We start from the raw sequence: 17,712 nt of genomic DNA, 5'->3' as shown, positions 1-17,712 counted from the left end.
GGGCCCGGGTTCCGGGCCCTATCTATAAATAAATATTTTTTAACGCCAGGGGCCAAGCTATTTCTTCCAGACCCACTCTCCCCTTAAGACAAGAGGCTTCTTCTCCTCAAACCAGAGGACCTCATGCCCATCAAAGCTCCCAAAGGGCAGATACCACAGCCTTACCCGGACCTCAAGCCTATTGGTTTCCAGAATTCGGTCGACAAATCGCCCGTCTTTGATCACGTCCTGATAGGGAAAGCGGATCTCAAAGGTCTGGTGAATGGTCCTTTTTGGAGGAAGGCCTGTCTCTCGCACCAGCCCGCACTTCTCATAGGGCCCTCGCCCCATTTCTACCCCTCTGCACATCCGGCCGGGATGGGGCATGTAGATGACCGAATGACGATAGATCTCTTTGGCCTGAGGGGTGCTGGCGGTCACTTCCAGGACCACCCGGTTGGGAGTCGGTCAGCCGTCAGGAATGACGTGACCAGCTTTGTTGGTAAGCTCCACCAGAACCACTCCCATGGGGATGACCCCCTCGGTCTTACTCTTGCGCCAGTAGTAGGCCAAGGCATCCACCTTGACCTCCACGGCCTGTCGATACATAGCCGGATCCTTATAAGATTGAATATCATGACCTTTGCCCGAACGTCGCATGTGACATTCCTGACAGGTGTCATGTCCACCTTCGGGAACATAGGCAAAAAGGTAACTCCCATATAGGGTGGCGCACTGGGTGGGATTGTCAAATTCAAGGTTAGGCCCCAAACCGTGACACTGGCCACAGAGGATGGACTCTTCCATAATTGGACTCTTTTTGACCAAAGGATGGGCTTCGTCCTCATGGGGCCCAGCTTTTAGGCCATAGACGGCCCTGGGGTCAGGGGGGCCATCCACCCATTTGTGGGTAATGGCCTTAAGGTTATGGCAAACGAGGCAGCCTATGTTGAGCTTTTTAAGTTTGGCCTCAGCCTCTTCATCATCGTCCTCGTACCAGGCATAGAAGGCCTCCACCAGCTCCTGGGCTACTTTGTCGTTGGCCTGGGCCAGTTGCGGCAGATGGCACTTGGCACAACCCATTAGATGCCTTAGCCTGACATCATCTGGCCCTTTAACCCCAGAATACGGCCAACGGGATAGCCCCTTCTCAATGGTAGTAATCATGGTTGCCGAGGTCCGCCCCATGCGCCCAAATATTGAACGAGCATGCATAGACCTTTGCCACTGTTCATAGATCTCCTCATGGCAATCCTTACAGGAAGAAGAGTCATAGCGGGCAATCAATTCCTCAAGGGTCTCTATCTGCCCCTGAGACCCCCAGGAGGCCGGGGCCCCCAAAAGCACCAAAAGCCAAACAAAGCAAAAGAATTGAAGATGTCTCATAATCCCCCTCCCTGCCCTAATTGTAGGTTATAGTTTTTCATAAAATTACCAATGTTAATTGGTATCTTAAGGGGAATTAGAGACACATTTTGAATCCTCAGTCAAGGCAAAAGTGTTTCAAAAAGAAGCACCAGTGGAAAAACAGAGCCCTCAGGCAGTCCCTAAAGACCTATTGACGTCTAGGGGAGCCAAGGACTAGTCTTTAGGGCCAATGAAGCAATGGTTGTCCTATCAGGTTGACCCAGCCGAACTTCGGATTTTCCTTCAAAAGTCCGGACTCCCTCATCTCATCGGCCGGATCCTTTTCCACCGCGGGATCAGAGAGGTCGAGGAAGCCCAAAAGGTTCTTTTCCCTACTTTGTCTTCTCTGGGGGATCCGTTTCTTATGGTCGATATGGACCGGGCTGTAGCCCGAATTGAGAAGGCCCTGGCCCAAAGAGAAAAGATCCTTATCTATGGAGATTATGATGCCGATGGGGTCACGGCTACGGCCCTTCTCTGGCATTTCTTTCAGGATCTGGGACATCCGGTCGAGGTCTTTTTTCCCCACCGCGAAAAAGATGGCTACGGCTTCCATGCCCACCTGATTAACCAATTAAGGAACACGGGGGCTAGTTTAATTATTACTGTTGACTGCGGTATCACCGGCCACGAGGCTGCTAAGCTGGCCCAGGAGGCAGGCCTGGAAGTCATCATCACCGACCATCACCAAGTCCCTGAAGAACTTCCTCCAGCAGTAGCTGTCCTTAATCCCCAGCGGAGAGATTGCCGCTATCCAGAAAAGAATCTTGCCGGAGTAGGAGTAGCTCTCACCTTGGCCCGAGCCGTAAGAGCCTACCTTTTCCAGAAGGGAATCCTCTCCAGGAAAAACATGCCCAATCTCAAAAAGCTTCTTGATCTAGTAGCCCTAGGGACCATAGCCGACATCGCCCCCCTTACTGGCGAGAACCGAACCCTGGCCAAGGTAGGCCTTGACCTTTTGAGCGGTGGCCACCGACCAGGCATCCGGGCCCTTAAGGCCGTAAGTGGGCTTGAAGGCCAGCGGGTCGGGACAACAGAGGTGACCTTCCGACTGGGTCCTAGGATAAATGCGGCCGGACGCATCGAGGAGGCTTTGCAGGCCTTCAAGCTCTTGACCACTAACGATCCAGGGGAAGCTCAAAAATTAGCCCAAAGACTGGGGGAACTCAACGCCCAAAGACAACGCCTTGAAAATCAAATACTCAAAGAAGCCCAGGCCCTGATAGACAGAAAGGCCCCGGCCCAGGTCCTGGCCGGAGCCAACTGGCCCAAAGGCATCCTGGGGATTGTCGCCTCCAAGATCCAGGAGCAACTCACCCAGCCCGTAATCCTCCTTTCTATTGATGACTCTGGATTGGCCAAGGGTTCTGGCCGAAGTCCAGAAGGGCTTGACCTCTATAAACTCCTTAGGCGGTGCCGAGAACACCTTTTGGGCTTTGGTGGCCATAGTTCGGCGGCAGGTCTAGCCCTTGAGGCAGCAAAACTTGAAGCCTTCACCAGAGCCTTTGAGGAGGCCACGATAGAAGAACTTTCTCGAAGCCCCCTTGTCCCTCACATCAAAATAGACGCCGCCGTGACTTTAAAGGATCTTCTTGATCCAGACTTCCTCGATTTCTTTGGCCACCTAGAGCCCTTTGGCCCAGGCTGGCCAGAACCGGTCTTTGCCCTCTCCGGTTTCAAAGTCCGCCAGCAAAAAACCGTGGGCAATGGGCATCTAAAACTCCTTGTCTGGCAGGAAGGCCTAGCCCTTGAAGCTGTCGGCTTTGGGCTGGGCGAACTGGTCGATCAGGGCCTTGAGGAATTCGAATTAGCGGTCACTCCGGAGTTCAGGGATTACCAAGGGGAGACCTTTTTAAGACTAAGGTTGTGTCAGCTGCGTCCCCGCAGACTGGTTGACGAAGCCATCAGGAAGACTTAAGGGAAAAAACAGGTTTTTTAAAGAAAGGAGACCTGCCATGAAAGTCAACCCCCTCATCTTTCGGGAATACGACATCCGAGGCAAAGTAGACGAAGACCTCACCGAAGAGGTCATCCGGTCTATAGGTCAGGCCTTTGGTACGGCTGTCAAAAGGGCTGGAGGCAGAAAGGTGACCTGTGGCCGAGACGGGCGTCTCTCATCCGAGACCTATCAAAAGGCCCTCATTGCTGGGATCCTTTCCACCGGGATCGATGTCATCGATATCGGTCTATGTCCAACGCCTCTTATGTATTTTTCCCTATTTCACCTGGATACCGATGGGGGCATCCAGGTAACCGGTTCCCATAATCCCCCGGAATTCAACGGTTTTAAGATCTGTATTGGCAAAGAAACCATCTACGGCCCCAAAATTCAAGAATTACGGGGCCTCATTGAGGCCGAGAATTTCGAATCCGGCCAGGGTTCTCTTTCTACCTACGGAATTATCCCCGCCTACAAAGACTGGATCAAGAAAGACATCAAGATAAGCCGCCCTCTAAAGGTGGTTCTTGACGCTGGGAATGGAGTGGCCGGTCTTACGGCCCCGGACCTCTTTCGCGAGCTGGGATGTGAGGTTGTTGAGCTATATTGTGAGGTCGATGGCACCTTCCCCAACCATTTTCCTGACCCTACAGTGCCAGACAATATCAAAGAACTCCGGGCCAAGGTGGTTGAGGTCTCGGCTGACCTTGGTGTGGGCTATGATGGAGACGGAGACCGCATCGGGGTGGTCGATGAGGCAGGTAACATCCTCTTTGGGGATCAGTTGTTGATTATCTTTGCCCGGGACATTCTCAAGCGACATCCTGGAGCGGCTATCATTGGCGAGGTCAAATGCTCTCAGGTCCTCTACGACGATATTGCCCGCCACGGTGGACGCCCCATCATGTGGAAGACCGGCCACTCCCTGATCAAGAAAAAGATGAAAGAAGAAAAGGCCCTTTTGGCCGGAGAAATGAGTGGCCACATCTTCTTTGCCGACCGTTTCTTTGGCTTCGATGATGCCGTCTACGCCTCTTTAAGGCTGGCCGAGATCTTGGCCAGCGACGATCGGCCCCTTTCGAGCTTCCTGGCCGATCTGCCCAAGACCTATTCCACCCCTGAGATCCGGGTACCCTGCCCCGATGAAAAAAAGTTCGCCATCGTGGAAAGACTTAAGGAATACTTTAAGAGCCACTACGAGGTTATCGATGTCGATGGGGTGAGAGTTATCTTCCCCGACGGCTGGGGACTGGTCCGGGCCTCAAACACCCAACCGGTCCTGGTGCTTCGTTTTGAGGCCCTTTCTCAAGAAAGGCTAGAAGAGATAAAAAAACTCATCGAAGAAAAGGTCAAGGAGCTTCTCTAAAAGATGGATACCATTGGAGGGATCCTCTCTGGGCTGTGGTCGAGCCAGGGCTGGCAACAAAGACTTGCCTCCCGACGTATCTGGGAAGTCTGGGAAGAGGCCGTCGGCCGAGAAGTGGCCCGGCGAGCCAGACCGGAGAGCTTTGTCAGAGGACGACTCACCGTAGTCGTGGAGAATTCGGCCTGGATGCATCAGCTTCAGCTCCAATCTCTGCGGATCAAGAAAGCCCTGGCTAAGGCCCTAAAAGAAGAGCTGGTAAAAGAGATCCGCTTCCGTCTGGGGCCAGTAGAAAAAAGGGCTACCCCAAGGAGGCCTCCGATAGTTATCCCCCTTGAGGTCAGGGAGACCCTGACCAAGGCTGTGGCCTCCATCGAAGATACCGAGCTCCGAGAGGCCTTTTTACGCCTCAGGCTTAAAGACTGGCAGGTCAAGGTGGCTCAGAGCCGGAAAAGCCCTTCGGCCTGGGAGGTATAAGGCCCCCCAGGACGCTGATAGATAAAAAAGGGGCTCAGAATTCGGAGTTCCTCCCCGCTTCCCTTTCGGGCCTCAAGGAGAACCAAGCGGCCTTCATCCCCTGGGTAGGAATAAACAACCTGGAGCCTTTTCGGCTCAAGACCCGTGGCCTTAGCTTGGCTCAGGAGGCCGGCCAGTCGGCTGGCCGGATAAACTAGATAAAGTCGTCCTTTGATCCGCAGGATCCCGGCAGCCACTTGGAAAAGGCCCTTTAGATCAAGCATGATCTCGTGGCGGGCCAGGGTCTCTTGCTCATCAGGATTAAGGCGCCCGGTGCCCAGGGGGTGATAAGGAGGATTAGCCAAAACCACATCAACCTTCCGGCGTAGCAGCCGCGGGGCCTCTCGAACATCTCCCCGGATAAAAAGGACCCTATCCTCAAGAGAACTGGCGAGAAGATTCCTCCCGGCTAACGCAGCCAGAGATTCCTGGATCTCAAGGCCCAGGATCCTTGCCTTTGGATAACGCATGGCCAGGACGAGGGAGACTATTCCACAGCCAGTCCCAAACTCTACCGCCAACTCTCCAGGCCTAAGATGGACAAAGGCAGCCAATAAAAAGGCATCAATGGAGTAGCGATACCCGTGTCTGGGCTGACAAATACTTAGACGTCCAAAAAGTTGCTCACAGGTAACCTCGTCTTTAGCCATCCTCTAATAGAGCTCTTCCTGGGGGTCAAAGCGGTAGAGGACCAAGCCTGTAAGGATCTTGGGGTAAAAATAGGTAGATTTATGGGGCATAGTCAGGCCGGCATCAGAGACAGCCCGGAGTTCTTCCACCATGGTCGGCTTAAGCAGGAAACCGAGATGTCCCCGGCGGGCCGCCGCCAAAACCTCATCACCCCAAGGGGTAAAGGAGAGGAGATCGGCTCTTTTGAGCTCATCTTCGCCAAAACCAAGGGCCTTTTTGAGGACCAGCTCGGTGAAGATGGTCACTTCAAGACCACGGAGCTCCAGAGGGAGGTCCTTTAGAGCCACGAAGATCTCCTCTATATGGGCCTCAAAAAGAACGGCCTCTTCACCCTCGATGGCTACAAAAGAACCCTTGGGAGCTCCAGCAAGCTCTTCTTCAGCCCTGTCTAACTCGACTGGCACGCCTTTAAAAAGAGGACCCAAAGAACGCTCAAGGTCTGAAAGAAGACGAGACTCTTTAAGTATCCGGTGGGTCGGAAGGATAACCAGCCCCTCGTCCTCTATAGGGCAAAGATACATCATAATATAGTTAAAGGCTAAGTGGGGATTGGAACCATAGAGGCGGCGCATTTCGTTACGATAGCTAAGGGCGGTGGTGTAGCGATGGTGGCCATCGGCAATATAGAGGGGTTGAGGTTCAAGAAGCCGCTTTACAGAGCCAATAGTCTTGGGGTCAGAGACCCGAAAAAGGCGATGGACAATCCCTGAAGGTTCCCTTACCTCCAGGACCTTGGTGCCTGTGGCTTTAAGACGCTCGATGGTCAAGAGCTTTGGATCTGGATAGAGGCAGAAGACCTGACTAAACTGGGCCCTGCAGGAGCGGAGAAGTCTCAGACGGTCAGAGGTAACAGACTCGAATGTCCGCTCATGGGGTCGGATGATTCCTGAAGACCAATCCTCAAGCCGAACCAAAGCAATAAACCCATGGCGGGTAAAGCTCTGGCTATTAAGGATAAAATCTATTTCGTAATAATAGAAGACTGGTTCAGCCTCCTGGATGAGGATCCCTTGGGCCAACCAATCCTTAAATAGATTGCTGGCCCTGGTGTAGCGGTTCTCCTCCTCGTTGTCCCCTGGAAGAATGCGGCCCAGCTCCAGATGGAAAATATTGTAGGCATCCCGGGAGAGATAAGACTCCTGTTGGACGGGGGTGACCACATCATAGGGAGGAGCCACGACGTCTTCAAGATTGATCTTCTCCTGGTTGTAACGAAAGCCACGGAACGGGACAACAATGGCCATTTATTTTCCCCTCCGGTTAAAACTTCGCGCCCTTAGCTACTATAATAATTAGATGGCGTCAACGACCACCTATTTTCCTTGCCACCTCTGGCCCCGGGGCTTATCTTTATTGACGACTTGCCAAATCCTAAAGAAGCAAGGAGCGCCCCAATGGAGCTTCAAGAATTGGTCCTGGTTGCTGCTGTAGTCGTCTTTGCCGTTGGTACCTTTTATCTGGTCGGCCTAATCAACAAGCTCCGAGAAAGCCTCAAAGGCGTGGATGCCACAGTGGCCCAGTTGAAGGAAACCGTAGGTGATCTTGAAGAAGAATTGATTCCCCTTCTGGCTCAGCTTAAAGAAACCGCTGTCTCTATCAAGAATCTCAGTGAGGCCTCGGCCAGGACTGCCTCTGCCCTTGAAGGAGAGATAAGGCCTCTGGCCGAAGAGCTACGCGGGGCTCTCGGCCAGACTAAGGCCACTCTCAAGGCATTGAGCGAGGATCTTCACGGTCTATCCCAGTCCCTAACAGGCCTCAGCCAAGAGATAAACCAAAGGATCAAAGAAGACGTTCCCGCCTTGGTGGGTGATATTCGGGAGATGGCTGACCGTTTTGGAACCTTAGCGGAGACCATCAATCAACGGATGAGTCGGGAGATCCCCATGGTCCTAGAAGATATTGATCGTCTAGCCCAAGGACTCAGCCAACTGGCCGAAGGGGTCAACCACCGACTGGCCAAGACCGAAGAATTATTTGAGGCCATAGGAGAGGCGGGCCAGACAGCAAGGACCGTTACTAAACTGGTCAAAGGTGGGCTTACCCAACTGGCCGTGGAGATAGCCAGTTTGGCTGTGGGCCTCCGGACAAGCCTGCGTTATTTGGCAGAAACCATCGGAAAGGAGGTTGAGACAAGATGATAGAAAAGAAATTCTCTACCGGAACCGTGGCCTTTTCCTTCCTCCTGGGCGGCATTGTCGGCGCCGGCATTGCCCTTTTGTTGGCCCCGGCCTCGGGCAGGGAGACCAGAGAGCGTCTCCGAGAGGTAACCGAGGAGTTTAAGGGCAAGGCCTATGAGCTAAGCGATGAGGCCAAGGAGGCCTTGGCGGCCCGGGCAGAAGAGGCCCGGATAAAGGCCCTCCGCTTCACCGAAGAGGTCAAGGGCAAGGCCGGCCAGATCAAAGAAGAGGCCCGAACCAAGGCCTCAGAGGTCTTAGAGAAGGCCAAGGGCACTGTGGAGGAGAAAAAAAGTGCGGTAATCTCGGCCTTTGAGGCCGGCAAAGAGGCCATGGAAAAGGAGAAGGAGCGTCTCTTGGCCAAATTAAAGAAAGAAGAGGAAGAAGAACTGACCTAATCCTCTGGATGGGTTGGATCTCCCCACTTAAGCTTCCGCCGGAGAATGTCAAAGTAACATCTGGTAGGAGAGGTAAAAAGGCGAAGCGGCCGCTTCGCCTTTTTTATTTTAATTACTCCCTCAGGAGGAAGGGGAAAACTATACTGACCATCAAGGATGGCTACTACTTCCTCGGCCTCGGCCGCCAAACGGATCTCTATTTCTGTATCCCCAGGGAGAATGAGGGGCCGACTGGAAAGCATAAAAGGACAGATGGGGGTAAGAACGATGGACTCGAGGGCAGGATGAACAATAGGCCCTCCAGCCGAAAGGCTATAGGCCGTAGAACCGGTAGGGGTAGAGATGATCAGGCCATCTCCGATATAAGTAGTAATAAAGGAACCATCGGCCCGGGTAAACAGTCGGATAATCCTACCTAAAGGTCCCTTGACAATAGCGACCTCATTGAGCACTGGGGGCCCCTCTTGGCCGTCTGCCGTAACCAGAAGCATCATCCTCTCCTCGATAGAGAGACTGCCCTCGGCCAGAAGATCAAGGGCCGTATAGACCTCATCCAGAGAGATCTCTGTTAAGAAACCCAATCGGCCAAGATTTATACCTAAAAGAGGGACATTAAGACGATAGGCCAAGGCCGCTGTCCGCAAGAGGGTTCCATCTCCTCCCAGGACGACAATAGCCTCTATATCTTCAAAAGGGGCCTGTTCCAGGATCTCAACCCCCCGAGAACTAAGGCAGTCCCTAAGGGCCCGCTTAACCTCACGGGGAATCCTCACTCCCTGCTTGACGACCAAGGCTATCCGACGCACGGCTTCCCCTTAAGTTACCAGACTATAGAAGCAAGATACCACAAAATTAACCCTAGCAAGCACCCCAGACTAGGAAAAGAACTTTGAAATTAAGAGGGGGAGGACCGTTTTCAGTCTCTCCCCCTCTAGGGCTTGAGGTTGTGGAGGTTCCCTTCGGCCTTACAGCCGAAGCAGGGAGGTCCTTAATGACCGACGTGAATGATCCCAGAGGCGGCCAAAGAGAGGATCAAGACTTCGACAATAGCGATAATGCCCACGGCCCGGGCCCCAGAACTAAAGAGAAAGGGTACAATGGCCAAGTAACAGATTATCGTAAGACCAGCTAAAAAAGCGATCCCTAGAAAATTAAGGATATCGCCGTGATTAAGCAAATTGATCCATCCCCAACCACTGGGCATATTGGCCTTTTCCAAAAACTCATAAGCAGACATATTCCAGTACTGGGGAAGTTTATCTATGGGAACATAAGGGGGCAAAAAGCCGGCAATATAGATAATAAAGGTTATCAGCATCAGAGCAATCCCCACAAAAGAACCATATTTTAGGATCTTGGCATAGATAATCTGCTCTGGGGGAACTTCAATCTTCATATTAGGATCAAGTCTTTCGGCCATCTCTTCCTCCTGACCTAGATTTTTTTAAGTCCAGATACCAAGGCCTTTTAGCAAGGCTTTAAGGCCGGCAAAGAGAAGCATCCCGATGACGATCCAACGGACCATGGCCGGTTTGGCCACTGCTAAGAGCCTTACTCCCACAAATGAGCCCAACATGATCCCTACCAGTGAGGGGATGACCATCATCGGCAGAACACAGCCACCGTTGAGATAGACCCAGGCCGCTGAAGTATCAGTAATGGAGAGAAGGAACTTACTGGTGGCTACCGAGATCTTAATAGGGGCCCCCATGACCAAGTTAAGCACCGGAACGTTAGCCCAGCCGGCTCCCAGACCAAACATGCCGGCCATGATGCCAATGATCACAAAGAGGGCTAAGCCCAGGGGTGTCCGATGGACGTACCACTTATAGACTTCACCAGTAGAGGCCTCCCGATAAATGCCCCACATCCCCAGGGCCTGGCTGAGGGCATCAGGCTTTTTGACCTCGGGAAACTCACTCTTTTTGGCCGTGGTCATAACCACCACAATCCCCAAGATGGTGGCCCCCAGGGCTATCTGAACCACGTTTTTGGGCAAGGCCAAGCCAATCATCGCCCCTCCGATGGCCGCCGTAGAGGCAATGAGGGCCACCGGAATGGCCAACCTAAGACTGGCTAAATTGCGCATCAGGAGCCCCGGACCAGCGGCCAAGGCCCCAGAGAGAGCCACAAGAAGGCCAGCTCCACGCACAAAGTCAAGATTAAAAGGGAAAAAACCGCTGATAATAGGAACGTAGAGGACACCACCCCCCACTCCACCCAGGACAGCCAGAATCCCCAACAAAAAGGTGACCACAAAGAGGACCAGCGGCCAGAACCACCAGGGCCGATCAGAGCCACCATCGATGACCCGATCTATAGCCTGCTGGGCCTCCGGAGAGGCTTCTCCCCAACTGTAAAACAGGAAGGCGCCAGCCCCTACCGAGACGAAGGCGAGCAGATACTTCCAACGTTCACCCATGACATCTCCTCCCCGAATGCATTTCGTAACACTATGTTTCAAAATGAAACCTTGGCTAGTATTAGATGTTCAGGGAAGAAATGTCAAGGGAAAGAGACCCCCTTTTTTGAACCATGTAGGGGGTCTCGAGAAAAATATCACTTTTTTTCGATAAAAAATGGCCTTTTTGCGGAAAAAAATTATTTTCTTAAAAAGAGAAAATATGGACCTCCCGCAGGTAGAGCTCCTCTTCGGGAAGAGAGATCACATAGCGGATCCTAAACTCCTGCCGGATTTTCTGAAGGGTCTTTGGAGCATCGAGGAAGCTCACCAGATGCCCCAGCCGGATCTCCCTGGATCTGGCCTCCTCAAACCAAGGAGCTAGCTTCTCCTCGGCCCTGTTAATCAAGGCTTTCCGAACATCTTCGGAAATCTTGGCCTCAGAGGCCGAAGTAGCCGCAAACAAAGAGACAATCAGGATATCGAGCCCCTTGCCCTTGGCCATCCGAAAGGCACACTCCATAAGATCTTGGCTAAAGTGGGCCTCCTCACAGAGAACTACTACAGCCGGCCGTTGCCCCTGTTTGATCAAGGAAAGGGCATGTTCAGGAAAGCCTGATTCAGCAAAGGTGATGGCCTCGGTGAGACGATCATGTATCTGGGCCAGCCCAAACTCTGACTGAACTTTTACACCTTTGGGAGGATCTTCTTGCCTTAAGAATTCCCGGGCCATCTCAAACTCCCCAGCCTCAGCAAAGGCTGCCGCCGCCATGGTCTTATCCCAGACAGAAAGCCCCCTGGGCTCTTTATCCAGAAGACCGGCTTCAGCCAGATATTCCCGGGCCCCGTTGTGGTCTCCGGCCTCGGCAAAGGCCGCCGCCCCAAAGGAATCAAATATTCTCTGCAAAAAACCCATAAAGATCCCTCCTTAACCGAGATTTTATTTGGCCGAGACAAGCACCACCGGACAGGAGGCTTCCCTGATGATCCGGGCATAGGTCTGCCGAAACCTCCGCTTGCCTCCAGCTATAACGACGGAGACTATCCCCTTAACATGACGCAGATAAAGCAAAAGAACCTGGTCGAGCTTTCCAGAGACGGTGACCACCCTTAAGGGAAGACCCTCAAAATCCAAAGACTCTAGGGCCTCCCTAAGGACCTCCTCGGGCAGAGGAGATTTGGCCTTTTTGTCTGGGCCTTCGGCTGGAATGGCCTGGATTATCTGTAGGGCTGACCTGGTAGAGCGGCAAAGATTAAGAGCATAACGAAAGGCCTTCTTGTCTAGCTCTAGCCCCTCAACCCCCAGAACAACATGACCCTCGGTAAAACCCCCTTTTAGGAGTTCCCGGGCCGTCTCAAACTCCCCAGCCTCAGCAAAGGCTACCGCCCCAAAGGCAGCCTCTATCTTCCGGAATATCTCCTTCCATTTACTGGTCATAGGCCTTCCCAAAAGAGCTCTTTTCAGAAAGAAAATTCAAAAAAAGTGCCAAAGGTCTTAATGGCAGGTAACAGATGATAAAATCGCTAAAAACGACCACGACTGGATATTTTCCCACCTGGAGAGACCGAGGGCTGTGTTGCGTTTTAAAACGGAAAAGGTCCAGGGAAGAAACAGGGAAGAAAAAAGAACTACTTCTCACTCTCCAGACCGTATTTTTTAAGCTTTCTCCAAAGAGAGACTCGGTCTATGCCTAAGATCTGGGCAGCTAAAGTCTTATTGCCTCCGGTCTCCTTGAGTATCCAGCGAATGTAGGCGATTTCTTGTTCTTCTAGGGTAGGATAGCGACCATCTTTCTTGCGGAAGGCCTTGATATCAAGTTCTCTTATCTCCTCGGGCAGGCAGGAAAGATCTATGACCTCCCCAGTAGCCAGGGCTACCCCTCGTTCGATAATGTTTTCAAGCTCCCGGACGTTGCCTGGAAAATCATAGTTTTTTAAGAGAGCCAAGACATCAGGGCTTATGGCCTTGACCTTTTTACCCATCCTGGCGGCGTGTTTTTCCAGAAAAAAACGGGCCAGAAGGGGGATATCTCCTTTCCTTTCGGCCAGGGGCGGAAGATGCATGTTGACCACATTGAGCCGATAATACAGATCTAGACGAAAATCACCCTTTTCGACGGCTTTCTTAAGATCCTGATTCGTAGCCGCAATAAAGCGGATATTTACCTGGATCGGGTCGGTCCCTCCGACTCGATAGAATTCGTGCTCCTGGATGAGACGCAATAGTTTAACCTGCATACTCGGAGACATCTCTGCGATCTCATCCAGAAAAAGCGTGCCCCCGTCAGCCATATCAACCAGGCCTTTTTTGGCCTGAGTGGCCCCGGTAAAGGCTCCCTTTTCGTGGCCAAAAAGCTCGTGGGCCAAGAGCTCTTCAGTAAAGACTCCACAGTTGACGACCACAAAGGGCTTGTCACGACGGGGACTCATCTCATGGATGTATCTGGCCAACAGTTCCTTCCCAGTACCCGACTCACCGGTAATCAAGACAGTACAATCGCTTACAGCCACCTGGCTAGCCACATCGAGGATCTGTTTCATTTTGGCATCGTTGGTGATGAATCTCACCCGGCCTTTGATGGCCTCAAGCTGACGACGGAGGAGGAGATTCTCCCGCCTCAGGCGGGTCTTCTCGACGGCCTCAGAGACTACCTTGCGGACCTCATCTATCTTGTACGGTTTAGCAATGTAGTAATAGGCCCCGGCCTTCATGGCCTCAATGGCAGAGTCCACAGTAGCAAAGGCCGTGATGATGATCACCTCTGTCTCGGGCGATTTCTCCTTTACGGCCTTCAAGATCTCCATCCCATCGACCTTCTCCATCCTCAAATCCGTGACCACCACGTCGAAATCGTCCTTTTTGATGAACTCCAGGGCCTGAACGCCGCTGGTGGTACCGACAATCTCATGCCCCAACTTCTTGAGGATGTATTCCAGATTCTTAAGGGCCACCTCCTCATCATCGATGAGGAGTATCTTGGCTTTGTCGGTAGAAGAAACGGCCATGGCTTATCTCCTTTAAGTTTTTTGGGCCTTTGGATCTCCATTGGGCAGGATAATAGTAAAGGTTGTTCCCTCTCCCATCTTGCTGACCACACTGATCTTTCCTCGATGGCGTTCGATAATTTCATGGGTGATGTAGAGTCCAAGGCCGGAGCCTTTGCCCACCTCTTTGGTAGTAAAGAAGGGGTCAAAGATCCTTTCCCTTATCTCCGGGGGCATACCACAACCGTTATCAATGATCTTGATCTCCACCCCCCTTTGAACCTTTCTGGCCTTGACCAAGACGCTACCTTCTTCGCCTACAGCGTGGATGGCATTGGTGACTAGGTTAAGAAGGGCCTGTTGGATCCTCTGCTTGTCCACCCTGACCTCAAGATCATCCGGAATATCTAGATCCAGTTCTACCTTGGCTGGCACCTGTCCTCGGACCATAGAAAAGACCTCCTCCACCAAGGGCCGGAGCCTATGTCTTTCAAGGAGGTAGTGTTTATGTCTGGAGAACTCAAGAAGTGTTCGGACAATATTACGGGCTCGCCAGGTCTGTTTCTCTATCTGAATGAGCATATCCTTGAGGAAGTCTTGATCCATCTCTTCGAGATCCTCAAGGATAATCTGACAAGAAGAATATATATTGGAGAGGGGATTGTTGAGTTCATGGGCTACTCCGGATAGGAGAGTCCCCAGAGCCGCTAATTTCTTGGACTGAAGCAGTTGTTCCTCACGGGCCCGAATTTCTTCCAACATCAGGCGTACAGTCCTGACCACTGAGCGGATCTCAGAATCAGCACTCTCCGGATAAGAGGCCTCAAAATTTCCCGAGGCCACGACCTTAAGGTAGCCTTCAAGATCTCTCAGTGGCGAGACAACCATTCTGGCCACTAGATAGCCGAGGCCCACAGTAATCCCTACAAAATAGATGGCCAGAAGGAACAAAACGGCCATGGCTCGTTGGAAAAAAAGATCAAGGCTCCGCCTCTCTCCAGCCTCGATCAGTTCCGCAATCCTGACCAGCTCCTGGCCCGTCTTCCGGAGTTCGGCAACGAGATCAGAGGGGGAAGAACCTCTCTCGGCCAGTTCGTCAAAAAGCCCCTTGTATTTATCTAAAGTCTCCCGCAACTGCCGGACCAGATCCGGGCTAGTAATCCGGGCCATCTCTTTCCGGCTTTCAGTAAGCATAAGGTCAGCAACACTTAAAAAATGTTTCGTATAAACGAAGGCTTCTTTATCCTGATAAAGGAGATAGTTCTTTTCATAGCGCCTCACCTCCAGGATCGTATTATTAAAATCCTCAATAAGCTGGAGTAATGACACCTTATTATAGATATGATGTAGGCTAATCCCGGAAAGAATAATGGTGATGAGGATCATCGAGAGAAAAAAACAATAACCGATCTGAACTTTGGTCTTTAGACTCCGAAGAGGGAAAAGCCTCTTTAGCCTTTCTTCAAAGGTATTCTTCACTCGCCTCCCCCAAACCCGAGCCCGAATTTTAGCTGTTCACGTAAATCGATGCAACATTTTGCAAAGATTAGTTGCAATATGCAATAAAAACCAGAAGGGCGTCAACCCCCAGTGCCGGCTCCAATAGTTTCGCTTCTGAAACTGTTTTGGATTCATGTTTCGACTTGAAACATTTAAAGATGGGGGCGATAAAGGGCCCTCTTAAAATAAAATGTCGATATTTTGGGAAGTTATACATCAAAATATTTTGTGGCACAACCATTGCATTTTGCTCCAAAAAGAACAGCTGCAAATTATCCAAATATCAAAGGAGGGATAAGAGATGAAAAAAGAAACAGGTAACCGCTGGACGGACCTAATGGCGGCGGCGGCCTTTGCCGAGGCCGGAGAACCAGAGACCGCCCTGGAGATTCTTGAGGAAGGGAAGGGAGCCAAAGGCCCCAAAAAGGCCTCAGAAGAAGTGACCATAGGAGTCGTTTTCTCTTTGAAGAGATAGTCTAAAAATTTCAAAGATCCTGGGAGGCACTTATGGAAAAGATCGTCTTTATAGAACAGACCGACCGAGAGTCAAAGAATCTGGCCAGTGTTATCTCCTTGGCCAGCGAAAAGGGAGCCGAACTGATAGCCCTCTTTTTGATTCCTGTTTCCCTGGAGACCGCCGACTGGATAGAGGTTCAGGAAAAACAGCTAAAAGAGGCTGAGGAAAAGATTGAAGCCTTTGCCCAAAGTATGAAGGAAGAAAGCGCCAAAAGGGGGCTCTCCTTCCACTGGCACATAGCCCATTATACTCCTCGGGCCTTCATTAAGGCCATGAATGAAATCGGCCCGGCAGATGTGATCATTGTCGGGGAGCTAGATCTAAAACCTTTGGCTGAGGAAGGGATCAAACACCTTGAGGACATCAGCGTCCGGATGAATTGCCCGGTCCTTTCCATCAAGACCTTGATGCCGGAAGAGACGACTTCAAAAAAGAAGGTTCTGGCTAGGATGGCCCTTTTTGGAGGGCTTTCGGCAGCCAGCTACTTTCTCTTCTTTCCCCAGATCGACAAGCTCAACCACCTTATCTACATGAAGGGCAATATCCTGGGGGCCCTGGCGGTAATGGCCACCGTTCCCATACACGCTTACATCTATGGCAGCTTTACCGAATGCATCCCCAAGATTTTAGGCTTGGAGAAGTCTGCTGGTACCCATTAATGGCCTGAAGAAAAAAGTAAAAAGGAGGAAAATCAAAAATGGCTGCAGGACCTGTAACCGGTCATATCTCTCCGGAACAGTTGGAGATAGTAACCCAAGTACTTTCGGCAAGCCCCTGGAACTACTTCTGGGTGGCCTTGCTCGGCTTCATGGGCGGGACCCTTTCTGGTTTTATCGGCTCTGGTGGAGCCTTTCTGATGACTCCAGGGATGATGAATCTAGGAATCCCAGGAGTTATGGCCGTAGGAGCCAATATCACCCATAAGTTCGGCAAGGCGATGATGGGTTCTAAGAAACACGGCGAGATGGGCCACGTGGATAAAAAGCTGGCCGTCTTCGTCCTCATCACAGCTCTGGTGGGAATTAAACTGGCCGTCTGGGTAAACGGCTACTTCTTCCACAAGCTAGGCAAGGCCGGATCGAGCCTCTACGTAAGTGCCTTCTTCGTCATCACCCTGACCCTCATCGGCGGCTCTATGCTCAAGGATGCCCTGAGAACCATGCGGGGCGGAGATGTCGGCCCCTCAAAGGCCTTACTCAAACTCTCTAGTAAGCTCCGTATCCCACCGATGATCAACTTTCCGGTCGCCGGAGTGAAGATTTCTCTCTGGACCTTGCTGGTGGTGGGCACGGCCGTAGGCTACATGGCCGGAACCATCGGAGTTGGGGGATTCATCGGTGTGCCAGCTATGATTTATGTCTTTGGGGTCCCCACGGTGGTAGCCGCTGGAACAGAGCTTTTCCTGGCCATGTTCATGGGGGCTTGGGGAGCCTTCAACTACGCCCTAGGTGGCTTTGTGGACTTGAGGCTGACCTTTCTTCTCTATGCTGGATCCCTCATCGGAATCTATGTAGGGGCTATTGGGACCAGCCTTGTCAAAGAGCTCTATATCCGGCTGGTGACCTCAATCCTTATCCTTCTTTGTTGCGTTTCCCGGGCCCTGGCTGTGCCTGATTATATGCACCAACTCAACCTGATTAGTCTCTCGGAGAGAGCAGCCCAGCTCTTTGAGATGGCCAGTAAGCTGACCCTTTTTGCCAGCGGCGGTATTGCCACGCTTCTCATCTTCTACTGGACCTTCAAAGGTCATTTTGAAAAACAGCGGCTGGTCAAAAAGTATGGCATGAGCTCCCAGACGGTCAAGGTAGCCCACCAGACCGTCAAGGCCTAAAAAGGGAGGAAC

18 protein-coding genes are annotated in these 17,712 nt (G+C 51.8%); 8 read left to right on the top strand and 10 right to left on the bottom strand.

Annotated features, from left to right (window positions below; genetic code table 11):
* Nucleotides 1–57: 57 nt before the first annotated feature.
* On the bottom strand, nt 58–1,365 hold the full coding sequence (extKL, locus tag ACXJJX_RS05705; protein WP_456433058.1) for a multiheme c-type cytochrome (seleno)protein ExtKL: 1,308 nt from the start codon (nt 1,363–1,365) through the stop codon (nt 58–60).
* A gap of 211 nt (nt 1,366–1,576) precedes the next feature.
* Here extKL and recJ point away from each other — a divergent pair, with 211 nt between their 5' ends.
* Genes recJ through ACXJJX_RS05690 form a run of 3 tightly spaced genes read left to right on the top strand, consistent with a single transcriptional unit; the run spans nt 1,577 to nt 5,165 of the window.
* A complete protein-coding gene (gene recJ, locus ACXJJX_RS05700; protein ID WP_456433056.1) occupies nt 1,577–3,304 on the top strand; it encodes a single-stranded-DNA-specific exonuclease RecJ in 1,728 nt (575 codons plus the stop codon).
* Nucleotides 3,305–3,341: 37 nt separating this feature from the next.
* Complete coding sequence (locus ACXJJX_RS05695) at nt 3,342–4,691, top strand: phosphomannomutase/phosphoglucomutase (RefSeq protein ID WP_456433054.1); 1,350 nt, start codon at nt 3,342–3,344, stop codon at nt 4,689–4,691.
* 3 nt (nt 4,692–4,694) lie between these two features.
* Nucleotides 4,695–5,165 (top strand): DciA family protein, encoded by a 471-nt coding sequence (locus ACXJJX_RS05690; protein WP_456433052.1) that lies wholly within the window; start codon nt 4,695–4,697, stop codon nt 5,163–5,165.
* Here ACXJJX_RS05690 and ACXJJX_RS05685 read toward each other — a convergent pair.
* Nucleotides 5,129–5,854 (bottom strand): tRNA1(Val) (adenine(37)-N6)-methyltransferase, encoded by a 726-nt coding sequence (locus ACXJJX_RS05685; protein WP_456433050.1) that lies wholly within the window; start codon nt 5,852–5,854, stop codon nt 5,129–5,131. The genes ACXJJX_RS05690 and ACXJJX_RS05685 overlap by 37 nt on opposite strands.
* Before the next feature lie 3 nt (nt 5,855–5,857).
* Nucleotides 5,858–7,138, bottom strand: a complete 1,281-nt coding sequence (locus tag ACXJJX_RS05680) for a DUF1015 domain-containing protein (protein ID WP_456433048.1) — start codon at nt 7,136–7,138, stop codon at nt 5,858–5,860.
* 150 nt (nt 7,139–7,288) lie between these two features.
* Here ACXJJX_RS05680 and ACXJJX_RS05675 point away from each other — a divergent pair, with 150 nt between their 5' ends.
* A complete protein-coding gene (locus ACXJJX_RS05675) occupies nt 7,289–8,032 on the top strand; it encodes a hypothetical protein (protein WP_456433046.1) in 744 nt (247 codons plus the stop codon).
* Nucleotides 8,029–8,466 (top strand): YtxH domain-containing protein, encoded by a 438-nt coding sequence (locus tag ACXJJX_RS05670; RefSeq protein WP_456433044.1) that lies wholly within the window; start codon nt 8,029–8,031, stop codon nt 8,464–8,466. The genes ACXJJX_RS05675 and ACXJJX_RS05670 overlap by 4 nt, the downstream gene beginning before the upstream one ends.
* Here the strand turns inward: ACXJJX_RS05670 and ACXJJX_RS05665 are convergent.
* The 7 genes from ACXJJX_RS05665 to ACXJJX_RS05635 form a co-directional block, all read right to left on the bottom strand.
* Entirely contained in the window at nt 8,463–9,272 is an 810-nt protein-coding gene (locus ACXJJX_RS05665; protein WP_456433042.1) for an NAD(+)/NADH kinase, read from the bottom strand. The genes ACXJJX_RS05670 and ACXJJX_RS05665 overlap by 4 nt on opposite strands.
* A 182-nt stretch (nt 9,273–9,454) precedes the next feature.
* On the bottom strand, nt 9,455–9,886 hold the full coding sequence (locus ACXJJX_RS05660) for a hypothetical protein (protein ID WP_456433040.1): 432 nt from the start codon (nt 9,884–9,886) through the stop codon (nt 9,455–9,457).
* Nucleotides 9,887–9,910: 24 nt separating this feature from the next.
* The gene (locus tag ACXJJX_RS05655) at nt 9,911–10,888 is read right to left on the bottom strand and encodes a sulfite exporter TauE/SafE family protein (protein WP_456433038.1); all 978 of its coding nucleotides are present in this window, start codon (nt 10,886–10,888) and stop codon (nt 9,911–9,913) included.
* A gap of 187 nt (nt 10,889–11,075) precedes the next feature.
* Nucleotides 11,076–11,783: a hypothetical protein gene (locus ACXJJX_RS05650; protein WP_456433036.1), complete on the bottom strand. Its 708-nt coding sequence runs from the start codon at nt 11,781–11,783 to the stop codon at nt 11,076–11,078.
* Between the two features lie 24 nt (nt 11,784–11,807).
* Entirely contained in the window at nt 11,808–12,305 is a 498-nt protein-coding gene (locus ACXJJX_RS05645) for a universal stress protein (protein ID WP_456433034.1), read from the bottom strand.
* Nucleotides 12,306–12,496: 191 nt separating this feature from the next.
* Complete coding sequence (locus ACXJJX_RS05640) at nt 12,497–13,873, bottom strand: sigma-54-dependent transcriptional regulator (protein ID WP_456433032.1); 1,377 nt, start codon at nt 13,871–13,873, stop codon at nt 12,497–12,499.
* A 12-nt stretch (nt 13,874–13,885) separates the two neighbouring features.
* Entirely contained in the window at nt 13,886–15,331 is a 1,446-nt protein-coding gene (locus ACXJJX_RS05635; RefSeq protein ID WP_456433030.1) for a sensor histidine kinase, read from the bottom strand.
* A gap of 322 nt (nt 15,332–15,653) precedes the next feature.
* On the opposite strand from ACXJJX_RS05635, the gene ACXJJX_RS05630 reads away from it, so the two are divergent.
* Genes ACXJJX_RS05630 through ACXJJX_RS05620 form a run of 3 tightly spaced genes read left to right on the top strand, consistent with a single transcriptional unit; the run spans nt 15,654 to nt 17,700 of the window.
* Nucleotides 15,654–15,827 carry a hypothetical protein gene (locus ACXJJX_RS05630; protein ID WP_456433028.1) on the top strand — a complete coding sequence of 58 codons (174 nt, stop codon included), beginning with the start codon at nt 15,654–15,656 and terminating at the stop codon, nt 15,825–15,827.
* Between the two features lie 32 nt (nt 15,828–15,859).
* Entirely contained in the window at nt 15,860–16,528 is a 669-nt protein-coding gene (locus tag ACXJJX_RS05625) for a putative universal stress family protein (protein ID WP_456433026.1), read from the top strand.
* A gap of 38 nt (nt 16,529–16,566) precedes the next feature.
* Nucleotides 16,567–17,700 carry a sulfite exporter TauE/SafE family protein gene (locus ACXJJX_RS05620; RefSeq protein ID WP_456433024.1) on the top strand — a complete coding sequence of 378 codons (1,134 nt, stop codon included), beginning with the start codon at nt 16,567–16,569 and terminating at the stop codon, nt 17,698–17,700.
* Nucleotides 17,701–17,712: the final 12 nt, after the last annotated feature.

Source organism: Thermosulfuriphilus sp., assembly GCF_054026695.1.
Note: the sequence above shows the minus strand (reverse complement) of the source record. Positions and strands in the feature narration are given on the sequence as shown.